Annotated in this window: 11 protein-coding genes and 1 pseudogene; 6 read left to right on the top strand and 6 right to left on the bottom strand. The window is 46.8% G+C overall.

Features of this window, described 5'->3' with window-relative positions; genetic code table 11:
* The first annotated feature begins 109 nt into the window (after positions 1 to 109).
* The gene (locus V6W81_RS26695) at positions 110 to 946 is read left to right on the top strand and encodes a methyl-accepting chemotaxis protein (protein WP_338540883.1); all 837 of its coding nucleotides are present in this window, start codon (positions 110 to 112) and stop codon (positions 944 to 946) included.
* Between the two features lie 393 nt (positions 947 to 1,339).
* Here V6W81_RS26695 and V6W81_RS26700 read toward each other — a convergent pair whose 3' ends face one another.
* On the bottom strand, positions 1,340 to 1,951 hold the full coding sequence (locus tag V6W81_RS26700) for a LysE/ArgO family amino acid transporter (protein WP_338540884.1): 612 nt from the start codon (positions 1,949 to 1,951) through the stop codon (positions 1,340 to 1,342).
* A gap of 177 nt (positions 1,952 to 2,128) precedes the next feature.
* Between V6W81_RS26700 and V6W81_RS26705 the strand changes: the two genes are divergently transcribed.
* Complete coding sequence (locus V6W81_RS26705; RefSeq protein ID WP_430701392.1) at positions 2,129 to 3,601, top strand: PLP-dependent aminotransferase family protein; 1,473 nt, start codon at positions 2,129 to 2,131, stop codon at positions 3,599 to 3,601.
* A gap of 81 nt (positions 3,602 to 3,682) precedes the next feature.
* On the opposite strand, the pseudogene V6W81_RS26710 reads toward V6W81_RS26705, so the two are convergent.
* Positions 3,683 to 3,994, bottom strand: a pseudogene (locus tag V6W81_RS26710) (beta-galactosidase); the annotation flags it as partial.
* Between the two features lie 345 nt (positions 3,995 to 4,339).
* Here V6W81_RS26710 and V6W81_RS26715 point away from each other — a divergent pair.
* On the top strand, positions 4,340 to 5,323 hold the full coding sequence (locus tag V6W81_RS26715) for an AraC family transcriptional regulator (protein ID WP_338540887.1): 984 nt from the start codon (positions 4,340 to 4,342) through the stop codon (positions 5,321 to 5,323).
* Positions 5,324 to 5,383: 60 nt separating this feature from the next.
* On the opposite strand, the gene mobA is transcribed toward V6W81_RS26715, so the two are convergent.
* Positions 5,384 to 5,995, bottom strand: a complete 612-nt coding sequence (gene mobA / locus V6W81_RS26720; protein ID WP_338540888.1) for a molybdenum cofactor guanylyltransferase — start codon at positions 5,993 to 5,995, stop codon at positions 5,384 to 5,386.
* A 121-nt stretch (positions 5,996 to 6,116) separates the two neighbouring features.
* Here mobA and V6W81_RS26725 point away from each other — a divergent pair, with 121 nt between their 5' ends.
* On the top strand, positions 6,117 to 7,343 hold the full coding sequence (locus V6W81_RS26725) for an MFS transporter (RefSeq protein ID WP_145045161.1): 1,227 nt from the start codon (positions 6,117 to 6,119) through the stop codon (positions 7,341 to 7,343).
* 1,033 nt (positions 7,344 to 8,376) lie between these two features.
* On the opposite strand, the gene V6W81_RS26730 is transcribed toward V6W81_RS26725, so the two are convergent.
* Both V6W81_RS26730 and V6W81_RS26735 read right to left on the bottom strand, forming a co-directional pair.
* Positions 8,377 to 8,523, bottom strand: coding sequence for a hypothetical protein (locus V6W81_RS26730; RefSeq protein WP_338540889.1), 147 nt, complete (start codon positions 8,521 to 8,523; stop codon positions 8,377 to 8,379).
* A gap of 392 nt (positions 8,524 to 8,915) precedes the next feature.
* Positions 8,916 to 10,655 (bottom strand): glutamine--tRNA ligase/YqeY domain fusion protein, encoded by a 1,740-nt coding sequence (locus V6W81_RS26735; RefSeq protein WP_338540890.1) that lies wholly within the window; start codon positions 10,653 to 10,655, stop codon positions 8,916 to 8,918.
* A 263-nt stretch (positions 10,656 to 10,918) separates the two neighbouring features.
* Between V6W81_RS26735 and V6W81_RS26740 the strand changes: the two genes are divergently transcribed.
* Both V6W81_RS26740 and V6W81_RS26745 read left to right on the top strand, forming a co-directional pair.
* Positions 10,919 to 11,176 carry a DUF2164 domain-containing protein gene (locus tag V6W81_RS26740; RefSeq protein WP_145044420.1) on the top strand — a complete coding sequence of 86 codons (258 nt, stop codon included), beginning with the start codon at positions 10,919 to 10,921 and terminating at the stop codon, positions 11,174 to 11,176.
* A 34-nt stretch (positions 11,177 to 11,210) separates the two neighbouring features.
* Positions 11,211 to 11,759 carry a GNAT family N-acetyltransferase gene (locus tag V6W81_RS26745; RefSeq protein ID WP_056702081.1) on the top strand — a complete coding sequence of 183 codons (549 nt, stop codon included), beginning with the start codon at positions 11,211 to 11,213 and terminating at the stop codon, positions 11,757 to 11,759.
* Between the two features lie 434 nt (positions 11,760 to 12,193).
* Here V6W81_RS26745 and V6W81_RS26750 read toward each other — a convergent pair whose 3' ends face one another.
* Positions 12,194 to 12,982: an SDR family oxidoreductase gene (locus V6W81_RS26750; protein ID WP_338540891.1), complete on the bottom strand. Its 789-nt coding sequence runs from the start codon at positions 12,980 to 12,982 to the stop codon at positions 12,194 to 12,196.
* Positions 12,983 to 12,995: the final 13 nt, after the last annotated feature.

The raw sequence follows: 12,995 nt of genomic DNA on the forward strand, positions 1-12,995 counted from the left end.
ATGATAAAGTTAATTATACGTTTAGCCTATTTACATAGCTTCACGATTTAAGGTGATAACGTAGCAACGCGAACCAAACATATCAGACATCATGTAGGAGTTGACCAAATTGAATATTGTTGATGCCCTTGTAGCAGCCTGTCCTTATTTTAAAGTTATGTTTCTCAAAGACGATCTGATGCTCGCCGTGACGGATACCGAGAAATTTGTGTATTACGTCCCGAGTGAAGATTGTGACCTGGGCATTCGAGCGGGCGATCCGATCTCATTAGAAGATCCTACTCTCCGCCGCGCATTGATTCATGGGGAAACATCCGCTAATCGGATTCCCGAAGAATTCTATGGCACAACCATTAACTCTTCAGCTACACCACTTCGAGACGAGAACGGAACCATTGTAGGCTCCTTTGCCATCGGTTTCTCACTCAAAAATGAAGAGAAGCTGGAGCACTTCACCCAGCTGATTACGGACATCAGCGGCAGGCTTCAGGATATGGTGCAGACGGTAGCTGCCCAGTCCCAGCAATTATCAGCATCCTCTTCTCAAATCCTGGACAACACGCGGCAAGCGGTACAGAATTCGGGCGAGGTAACCAAAGTGGCATCGTTCATTCGAGAAATTTCTGAACAAACGAACCTGCTTGGTCTCAATGCTGCGATTGAAGCGGCACGAGCAGGGGAGATGGGGGCAGGATTCGGCGTTGTTGCATCCGAAGTACGTAAACTATCCGCTGGAACAAAAGAAGCAACGGTCAACATCGAACGCTCTCTACGTGATGTTCAACAGTCCATGAAGAATATGGAGGATGAGATTACATCCATCGCACAGTCCAGCAGCAACCAAGCGGAAGTTGTCACGGAGTTCAGTGATGTTATTGAGCGATTGAATCATACAAGTCACGAGTTGAAAGTATTTATTGAATCCATGCTATTAAAAGCAGATTAAATTCCGTTCTAGCAGTGGCAACCTCTTTGAGTGAATGTTAGCACGCTAGAAGGGGCTTTATTAAAAAATTCTCTACGATCCAAACGCTAACGAACCTGCCGCACCTTAACAGGCGGATAATCTAAGTAAGCTAGATTTAACGAACCTCAGGATCGCTATTCCGTCATAAAACGGTGTCTAATCCTCCAAAAACGACTGATCCGACGAAATAACACCTCTGTGATTCGTTAGATCTCAGATCCGGGAAAATAGAAGCGAATAGCGTGTGTCAGATTCATTACATCAAAATAACGCCAACAGGGCTGTCCCCGTCATATTTATGACTTAAGGGACAGCCTCATTTTTTTACTGAACATTTTGAACCTGGCATGTTGAACAATAAGTGATACCTATTTATAACGATTGAAGCAGTTTCCACAGCATCATGCCCGCCACGCCAACCAAGATTACAGCCGAGATTCGATTGAACATCACACTCATGCGCCCTGTACGATCTAACCGGCCCATGCCTCTGCCTGCTCCTGCCAATCCCATAAACCATACCCAGGATACCACTGCTGTCGTTAAGGCAAAATAAAACCGCTCCATGCCATCATACTGAAGTGAACTCGTCCCGATAACAGCGACCGTATCTAATAAAGCATGTGGGTTCAGGAGAGATACGGAGGCTGCAAATGCAATTTGCTGACCTGCTGACAACACCCTCCCTGATTCATGTGCAGCACTCGCTGACTTCCACATGCCCCATGCCATATACAATAAAAATAGACTACCTCCCGCATACAATACACTCGTCAGCAAGGGCCATTGCAGCAAAATAAGCGACACGCCCCCTACGGCTGCTCCAATCAACAAGGTATCACTAATAGCTGCAGTTACGATTGCTGGTAAAGCGTTCGAAAATTTCCGTTGCAGCATCCCCTGACTAAAAATAAATACATTCTGAACGCCTAGTGGCAAAATCAATCCAAAGGCCAATATAATCGCATGAACAAAAACACCCATATGTCCTCCCCCTTAGTCTGTTCATCTATAGTAAAGGAGGATGAACTCGACGTAACCAACCACTTGGATGGCATACATACCAACCAAATGTTATAGTGTCCATAACGATGCAAGCGATGAATTCATGTACATAATGGAGGTTACAACGAAGTGAAACGTTCTGATTCGTGGCCAAGCATGGACTGGAAGCCTAATCCCTCACAACCCTTGCCGCTGTATCAACAAATCGAACTATATATTCGCCAGAAAATTACGAGTGGCGAGTGGGCTCCGGGAACTCGTCTGCCTTCCCAGCGAACCTTAGCTCAGTCTATGGGTATTAATCGCAGCACACTTGTCAGCGCTCTGGATAATCTCACGGCCGCAGGTATGATTGAGGGTAGGCATGGCGGCGGTACGTATGTATGCAGCTTGGACTGGAACGCTCTACCTACTCGGGAAATGCCCAATTGGGAAGAAGCCTCCGAGGAGGGCTCCTATTACCCTAATCTCCCAGAAGTGCAGCAGATTAACCGATCGGAATTTCAACCAGGCATCATCCGCCTCGGTACAGGTGAGCTGGCTCCAGAGCTTATGCCACATGACGAATTCAATGAGATTTTGCTCACCTTATCCCGTCGCTCCCATAGCCTGAATTACCTTGAGCCACAGGGTAGTTTGGAGCTACGTGTTGCGCTGTCTGCGTATTTACAGAAGGTTCATGATATTCAAGCATCTCCTGCATCCATATTAATCGTATCCGGTTCAATTCAGGCGCTGAATCTCGTATCTGTAGGCCTGCTTCCAAGGGGAGCAACGGTCTTACTGGAGAAACCATCCTATCTGTATTCCATCCATGCTTTTCAGTCCGCCGGACTGAAGATGGGCGGCATTCCTTTAGACGACGAAGGCATACAGCTTGCTGAATTGAGCCAGGCATCCAACCGAGCTTTCAAGCAAGGTAACTTTCCGCTCCTATATACGATTCCTAGCTTCCACAACCCAACGGGCAATCTGATGAGCGCACAGCGCCGTGAAGAGCTACTGGCTACGGCATATACGACCGGATGCTCCATTCTGGAAGATGCCGCGTACACGGATCTATGGCTGGATGAACCTGCACCTAAGCCGCTAAAAGCGTTAGATCGAGAGGGACGCGTACTGCATATGGGCACACTGTCAAAAGCAGTCAGTCCCGGTCTGCGGCTGGGCTGGTTGGTCGGCCCGGAACCCGTCATTCGCCGGCTCGCAGATATTAAGATGCAGACGGATTATGGGACGAGTTCTCTGGCACAAGAAGCTGCTGCGGTATGGTTTGCTGACGGATATCACGAGCGACACATGGATCATCTAAGACCTGAGCTACGCAGCCGACGTGACTGTATGTTGGAACTGCTGCATCGCTATATGGGTGAACTTGCTCAGTGGAATATACCTCGTGGCGGGTTCTATATCTGGCTGCAATTAACTTGTGCTCCGCTCTCCATCAGACGAATCTTCCAGATGTGCTTAGATCGTGGTGTACTTATCCACCCTGGATACTTATACAACCGTCTCGATCAAGAGCACATTCGCCTGTCTTATGCATATTGCACACCAGAGCAAATGGAACAAGGGCTAGTCATTCTTGCAGAAACGGTACGTGAGTTGCTCTCTTCTCTTGAAAAGTAAATTCAAAAGCCGCCAAGAACGGAGCGAGAGTACTCTCCTCATCTTGACGGCTTGTTATTATATTTTAGATCCTTTGCTGTAGATCAACTTGCGGATGATCCGCTCAGCATAGAACAGATAGGTTGGATTCGTGATATCCATGATCTGACGTGCGCCATATTTCCCTGGCCCTTGCACCGTTGTTGCGAGCACGTCCGGATGCTCCTTAACCATCAATGTCGGAACCGCATACGTTGGCGTACCTACAATCACTTGAACCCCCGCCTGATGCATCGCACCCAGAACACGATCCACCTATGAGAAATCGAACACTCCATTCTGTGGTTCATGCGTGCTCCAAGTAGACTCTGCGATCCGTACCACGTTAATTCCTGCATCCTTCATCATCTGAATATGTTTCCTTCAGAAACAATGTAGTTACTCACGTAGGTTTGCCTACGCTCCGCTACTCCATTTCTATCTTCATCCCATCTTCTTGGTACTGAAAACCGTCCTTTTGGAACATGCACTTAAAGCAATTAAGGCAATGCTCCACATATCCAACAGGCTTTCCATGACTCTATGAATGATAACGTTTACATAACTAACAATAACCGTGTACTATATATGCAGGCTATCCCTGGTTTCTTACCAGAATCCAATGATTATGAAAATCAGGGTTAAACTGATTATAATGAAGTATACTAAGGGTGCTGATTGTGCAAAGCGATTGTTTTTACCCTTTTCCGAGGTGACGTTATGGAAACTAAATTACAGCTTCGAGAAATGCCGCAACACCTAATGGCACACTGGCTGCCGATTATTGATTGCAACATCAAACTGTACGGCGCACATAGCCAGCAGGTGCAGATGGGCTGGATGATGCCAGAGGAGTCACACCCAGGCTTCGAGCTTCTGCTCATATTGGAAGGCACCCAAGAAAGTATTATTCATGGATATAGACATCTGGTAGAAGAAGGCGACATTCTCTTAATTCCTCCGGGATACAAACATACGAATCAATGTGTCTCTACCACAGGCATGACTTATTTTAGCGCCCACTTCAATGTGGACGATCCTGTATTTATATTAAAGCTAATGTCCAGACACAGTCGAATCTACGAAGCGGGCACACCGGACAATCTGAAAATGCGCGCTATACTGGAGAGCTGGATGAGCATGATTAAACAAACGGAGGCTTATACTTCGACAGATAAGTTTATGATGCAGGCACGGATGTTTGAGCTGTTTGCGCTCTTGTCCCAGACAGCTGATCGTGAACCCGTCTCTACGATGTCCGGATCTGCGCCTAATGCACCCGCACCGACAGCTATGCACTATGCAGGGGCGATTGCGGAAGCGATTAAGCAGGCTTTTCACGCTCAGCTAAGAAATAAAGACGGCAATGTATCTACGATAAAGGTGGAGCAAATTATTGCTTCATTCGGGATCAGCCCAGGATATGGTCTGCAGATCTTCCGTAAAGTATACGGACGAGCACCGCGCGCATATCTATCAAGCCTAAAATTACAGGAAGCCAAAGTTCTCATCGAACAACCGGAGCTATCTCTAGGGGAAATTGCATGGAAGCTTGGCTATACCCATCTGTCGCATTTCAGCAGGCAGTTCAAACGCTGGACAGGCGAAAGCCCACTTCAGTATCGCAACTCTACCTTGAAAAAAAACCGCAGTGCTCCGCTCGATTCTTCCAGCGTGATTTCAGGCGTGAACGGAATGGATTAGAAGATTAGATTAATTAAAAGAATTGATAATCACAAGTCATGTCAGAGCTAAGTGGCACAATTAACGCTCATGATTCCGAATAGACTGGTATTCTTGAGGTGTGTTCATATTGCTTAACTGGTCTACCGCATCAAGAACACCTACACTTTCTAGTTCTTGCACGTCGATATAGAGGGGATTCATCTCCTCCAACCAGCCTGTGACTCGTAAACGGTCTTGGTCTAAGCATTGCGTAAGCTCTGTAAGCACACGTCTGTGATATACACCGGCAAGTGGATGCACACGTCCTGCTATTCGCGGCACAATGACAGAATGTTGATCGCTGGATTCGGCCAATTGCTTCATACCTGCGAAAAAGGAAGGCCTAATCAACGGCATATCACAAGCGCATACAAGGTTCCAATTCGTATCCGAAGCTTGAAGCGCTGCATGCAATCCAGCGAGCGGCCCCTTGCCCGGATATTGATCCTGAACACATTCATAACCCAGTTCTGCATATGTGGCGACATGAGAGCCACCCGCAACAATGATGCGGGCGACTTCCGGTATCATTGAACTAGCGATTTGGCTGAGCAACGTCGAACCCTTCACTGGCAATAGTGCCTTGTTCGATCCCATACGCCTAGATTGACCACCTGCCAAAATGATGCCCGTCCACTCTGTTGTGTTCACGACGATCTCCTCCAGTGCTAGTATTTTCGATTCGATGCTTGATAAGGAAAAGTAGCTTTTAGTCTATACATTGAAACCCCATACAACAAATGATACATTGAACAATATGATTCTGAAAGGAATGGCTCTATTGGATAAATTTGCACCAGGAAGAGGCAATCCCTCTTTGGTCTCGCTGAAACTATATAATTTCTTCATCTATGGGGCAATCTCCATCTTCGCCGGATTTCTGCAATTATACTTGCAAGAGATTGGTATGACCAAATTAGAGATTGGTAGCCTCATGGCGATCGGCCCATTTGTCTCCTTGTTTGCGAATCCCTTCTGGGGGTTCTGGAGCGATAAATCACGCAATATCCGTATTATTCTAATGATTATGATGGGAGGCACATTTGTGTTCTCTCAAGCTGTCTTCCATGCCCCTACCTATGCCTGGATCTACACGGCCATGATTGTTTTTTATTTTTTTCAAAGTCCGTTATTCGCTCAAACCAATAGTTTGATTCTTGGATACATTGATGGTACCTCGCAAAAGTTCGGTTCCTTCCGCCTATGGGGTTCCTTAGGCTGGGCACTAACCGCGGTAGCGGCTGGTCCACTAATTGATCGACTTGGCATAGGCAGTGTATCCATCGTCTTCGCGTGTATGATTATCGTTGCTTTTGCATTTTCGGTATTTCTGCCCAGACAGCCGGTTGCTTCAGATACGCCTGTAGTCACATTCCGACGGTTTGGAAAGGTCATGTTCAATCCCTATTTCATGGCATTCATTGGACTTGGCGTTCTGGTATCCGTGCCTAATGCAATGAACAGCACTTTCATGTCGCTCTATATTACCGAGATGGGCGGCAACAAACAAATGGTCGGCTGGGCGATCTTCACGTCTTCCATTCTGGAAGTCGGGGTCTTCTTACTGCTGGATCGATATCTGAAAAGAAAGATGAGCTTCCTGCTCGCCTCGCTTGTCCTAGTTAGTCTGCTGTTTGCCATCCGTTGGCAATTGATGGCTGAGTCTACTCTACCTATTGAAGTTGTACTCATTCAACTGATGCACTCCATTACCTTCGGTGGATACTTCTATGTAGGCACACAGCTTACGATGCTGTTTATTCCTAGACCGTATCGTTCCTCTGGTCAAGCTGTCTACACGATGGCGTGGGGCGGTCTGTCTGGTGTCATTGCAGGTTTGTTTGGCGGCTGGCTGTTCCAGAGCTTCGGTGCTGAACTTATGTACAACATCGGGGTATTCTTCTCGCTGATTGGTGCTGCTGGCTTCGCCATCATGTGGCTGATTAATCGGCGGAATGGATATCAGCCTGTTGTGTTGACCGAAATGGGTGATGGTTAATCTTTTGTTGGCAAAGGTTGAAACCTTGATTTACACGAGGGCACTTCGATGACAGAATAACCCTCCGATCGCTGTTACCCCCGGATTTTTTGGATTCCCCTTTTCAAAGGGTAAAATCCGGGGGTAAATGCGAGCGCTTCGCTTCTCCAGCTTTATTCTGTCCTCTCCGTTATGGTGTAAATAAAAACTTCAAACATTCAAACAAAAGATTAAGGGGCGGGGAGTAGGGTTAAAGCTCTTCGTTACGGCGTAACATCATCGTCCCTTACTACTCACAAACGATATAAAAGATTAAGTCTAGAGAGTAGGCAAAGGAGATACGTATGCTTCAATGCAGCCTACTTCTTAGAAAGTTCGTAGGGAGCCGAGCACTTTGGTCTCACCTTTGTCTTGTGATCGATGATGGCTTCGGCATGGACGAGAAGACATTAGAGATATTAAAGACGTTAACACTACATCTCACCTGGCACAATTCCAATGTAAGCCGTACCCATTACAACTCCGTAATAGTAATCTACATATAGAATTTAATTCGATTTAACCTCCCTACCTCAACATACCTGCGTGCCACTCCATTAATATTATTCTAGTCGTCTAACTCCCCTACCTCTCGCTGTTGGATCCAATTGTCTCATCCAGTAGTCATGAAATAGGGAACCTCGTGCTGGGAGCTGCATGCGGTGCGAATTACGATCTAGCAATCCTCTAAGTTTAACCTCCCTCAACCTAACCTTGTGTGTAATTCTAACGAACCCTAGGCGCCTTATTTGCCACAATTTCAGGAGATTCCAAAGCTAAGGAACCTCAGACACGTTATTGCGCGAAAAAGACCTTCAAATTACTAAAAAGATAGGTCATACGACGAAATAAGGTGTGTACGATTCGTTACGTTGCTGGAACGTCCACATACACTTAAATAGCGTTTCCTCGGTTCGTTAGGCTCCTACCTCATGCGCAAATTTTGTGCTTGTGTTGACGCTCATAATCATGGTTATGCTTAATCTTGCACTTGGGCTGTCACTTATGCTAATAGTCACGCCACTCTTGTGCTCATAATCATGTCCATGTTCTGCTGCTGATGCTCATTCTCATGTTTTTGCTTCTGCTTCTTGCCTATGATTATGCTTGTGCTGACAGCCACGCTCATAGTCATGCCTGTTCTGCTTGTGCTGGCGCTCATACTCATACTGACTCCCATGGTCGTGCCCATGTTCAGCTGCTTATGCTTGGCTGACGCACATAGTCGTGCTCCTGTTTATGCTTGTGGTACGCTTATAATTCTGCTTAGCTTGTTCTGACATTCATGCTCATGATTCTGCTTATGTGTATGCCGACTCTCATACTCATGCACATGTTCTACTTATACTTGTACTGACAGCCATGCCCATACTTATGCTTCAACGTACACTTATGCTCAGTCTACGCCTGAACCCGAACTTAACCCTCCTCCTAAAAAAACTAAAAAGGCATCCCCTGTCATGATAACCATGACAAAGGATGCCCCTTCTTTAACTTATAACTTGGCTGCTCACCAGCGTGCTGATGAACAGATCCTTAATTCATCCATCAACCTTATGCTTTTGGCAGTTGGAATGAGCTTTTGAGTGATACCACGCGGTTAAATACCGGGCGACCTGGCTCGGAATGCTTCGGATCTACGCTGAAGTAGCCGTGACGGAAGAACTGGAATTTATCTTGAGGCTTCGCCTCTTTCATCTCCTGTTCCACGTATCCGTGAACAATCTCAAGGGAATTCGGATTCAGCTGATCCAGGAATGTTTTCTCCGGTTGCTCTTCCACAACCTCAGCTTCAGCCCCAGCTACGACTACCTCTGGTTCGCTGTCTACTTCCGGTGCTTCTGCCGAAATCAGTGGCTCGTACAGACGGAACTCCGCAGGTACCGCTTGGCTCGCTTCCACCCAGTGGATTGTGCCTTTTACTTTACGACCTGTAAATCCACTGCCGCTCTTCGTCTCCACATCATAGGTACAGTGAATTTCGATCACGTTACCTTCTGCATCCTTAATCACATCGTTACACTTGATAAAGTAAGCATGTTTCAGACGAACCTCGTTGCCAGGGAACAAACGGAAATATTTGTTCGGTGGATTCTCCATAAAGTCATCTTGCTCAATATAAATCTCACGGGAGAACGGAATTTGACGGTTACCCATCTCTGGATTCTCCACATTATTCTCAGCCTCAAGCCACTCCACTTGACCCTCAGGGTAGTTCGTAATAACAACCTTGAGTGGGTGCAGAACTGCCATCGTACGCGGAGCTTTCAGTTTCAAGTCTTCCCGTACAAAGTGCTCTAGCGTTTGAATATCGATAACCCCTTGGCTCTTAGAGATGCCTGTCTCAAATACGAAATCACGAATAGCTTCTGGGGTATAACCCCGACGACGCAGACCCGAGATTGTAGGCATACGTGGATCATCCCATCCATCTACATGACCTTCGTCTACAAGTAGCTTCAGCTTCCGTTTACTTGTCACCATCTGGGACAGATTCAAGCGACCAAACTCATATTGATGCGGCCTGCTCTCCATCTCGCACTCAGCGATTACCCAATCATAGAATGGACGTTGATCCTCAAACTCTAGAGAACAGAGGGAGTGCGTCACACCTTCAATAGCATCTTCGAGCGGGTGCGCAAAAGCATACATCGGGTAGATGCACCATTTATCACCTGTGTTGTGATGGTGTGCATGTGAAATCCGGTAAATCACTGGATCACGCAAGTTGATGTTTGGCGAAGCCATATCAATCTTAGCACGCAGCACTTTCTCTCCGTTCTTGAATTCGCCGGCGCGCATACGTGTGAACAGATCAAGATTCTCTTCTACCGAACGATCACGGTACGGGCTGTTCTTACCTGGCTCCGTCAGCGTTCCGCGCATTTGACGAATTTCGTCGGCGCTTTGGTCGTCAACGTAAGCTTTTCCTTTTTGGATCAGCAAGACCGCACGATTGTACATCTCATCGAAATAATCCGAGGCAAAACGCTTCTCGTTCCACTCATATCCGAGCCATTTCACGTCTTCCTGGATGGATTGAACATATTCTACGTCTTCCTTAACCGGGTTCGTGTCATCAAAGCGAAGATTCGTCTTGCCGCCAAACTCGCCGCCCAGCGCAAAGTTAATCCAAATTGCTTTGGCATGTCCGATATGCAGATAACCGTTCGGTTCCGGAGGAAAACGGGTAATAACTTCCTGGACTTTTCCAGACCGGAGATCTTCGGTGATGATATTTTTGATAAAGTTAGGTGGGGTGGTACGATTGTCCACAGCTATCAAACCTTTCATAAATGGATTGGAGCTTCAGGAATTGCAGCAATTCCGCTATCATCCTTTGGATATACGAAGACATCAACCAGAGTAATGTTGCTTTCTGGAAAGTTTCGTACGCGTTTCATTTAAATATACCTTTAACGGAGGATGAGTTCAATAAAGAACGGCACCAAAGTCAGGATCAAACGCATTCAAGATAGGCCTATAACCATTTTGACGGGTGCGCACGAATCATGTAGCATGGTAGTAAAACCAGAATTTAAGGGAGGGTTTCCCAATTGAACACGCTAAAACTGACCAAAGAACAGCAGGATGACGCCATACGCACCATCCAGTCGTATTTCGAAGAGGAACGCGGCGAAGAACTGGGCGATTTGGCAGCTTGGGGTGTACTGGATCTGTTCATGACCCAGCTCGCTCCCTACATATATAATCAGGCCCTCGCTGACGCACGCACCACGACGAATCAACGCATGGCCTCGCTAGAAGAGGATCTGTTTGCATTAGAACGCAAACTGCCCCCTAAGTCCCGATAAAACCCTAAATTGACTAAGAAAGAAGGTTGCACTCATGTTTACCTATTCATTGGATGAATATACCGAACTACGCCCTCTCTCGATGGAGCACACGAAGCCATTGTTCGAACTTACCGATCGTTCACGGGATCAATTAAGACATTGGCTACCGTGGGTGGATCATGTGACCGAAATCGAGCATACCTCAAACTTTATTACCAATGCCTTGAAGCAAGGTGCTGAAAATGGTGGATTCACCGCAGGTGTATGGTTAAAGGGCGAGCTTGCAGGCATCATTGGCTTCCATGAAATTAATTGGACAAATCGCTCCGTAAGCATTGGATACTGGCTTGGAAAAGGTTACGAGGGGCAAGGATTGATGACCAGTGCGTGCCGTGTGCTCGTGGATTATGCACTTGTGACATTGGATCTGAACCGAGTGGAGATTCGTTCGGCAACCAATAACAAACGCAGTCGAGCTATTCCAGAGCGGCTTGGATTCGTGCTAGAGGGTGTCATTCGACAAGCAGAGAAGCTGCCTAAAGGCTACGTAAATCACGCTGTGTATGGCATGTTACAGCATGAATGGGAACTGCTGCGCTAAATGAAGTACATACGACTCTGTGTCATAGCCCCCCTACTTCTATAGGGAGTTATGATATGGATGGAACCAACATGAATCTACACCGAGACTGCAAAATATAATCTAAAGCTCAATGAACCCCCTCTATTCGTTTATATCGACCATAGAGGGGGTTTCACTATTAGTGCGAGTTCAAAAAGGTCGGTTTTCAGTACCGAGAAGATGGGATGAAGATAGAAATGGAGTAGCGGAGCGTAGACAAACCTACGTGAGCAACTACATTGTTTCTGAAGGAAACAAGCTTCGTAAGCATCCACTTATTTCGGCTGAGTACCATCTTCGACGCTGAGATGCCTCAGGGCATCCTTCGTAATCAAAAGCGGACTTTTTGAACAACCTCTATTAAACTTTTGATTATACATTTCCATTATATCTAGAGCCTGACTCAGACCTATCTAGAGTGCTCGTACCATACCGCCGTCTACCACGAGGGAAGCTCCTGTAATATACGTATTGGCACCAGATAGAAGGAATACAACCGCTTTAGCAAACTCCTCCGGTTGTCCATAGCGCCCCAGTGGTATTTCCTTACGGAATTGCTCACCTACTTCTTCAATACTGATTCCATTCTGCTCTGCGCGCGCAGCATCCAGATCACGTATTCGATCCGTGCCAATGCGTCCCGGGGATACGGTATTAATCAGAATGCCATACGGCGCTAATTCCTGTGATAACGTCTTCGCCATACCAAATACACCTGTACGGAAGGTGTTCGATAGGATTAACCCTGGAATCGGCTGCTTCACTGAGGTAGAGGCGATGTTTACGATATGGCCGCCGCTCTCCTTCATATAAGGAAGAACACCACGGATCACTCTCACATAACTGAGTACATTTAACTCGAATGCATGCTCCCAGTCTTCATCTGTCAGCGATTCAAACGTACCTGAGGGCGGCCCGCCTGAGTTATTCACCAGAATATCGATCTGACCAAATAACTCACCTGTCTTGCGGATCAGAGCTTCGATATCTTCCTTACGCGTCACATCGGTTACACAAAATTCAACTCGTCCGCCCCCACCAGCCGCAAGCAGTTCTTCCTTAACTGCCATCAGCTTCTCCTCGTTCCGGCTTGCAAGCATCACATCCGCACCTTCTGCTGCCAATTGAGCTGCCACCGCTTTGCCTAATCCTTGACTCGACGCAAGTACGAGAGCTTTCTTCCCATGAAGTCCCATATCCATCGTTATTCCTCCT

The sequence above is a fragment of the Paenibacillus tundrae genome (genome assembly GCF_036884255.1).
GTDB lineage: Bacteria > Bacillota > Bacilli > Paenibacillales > Paenibacillaceae > Paenibacillus.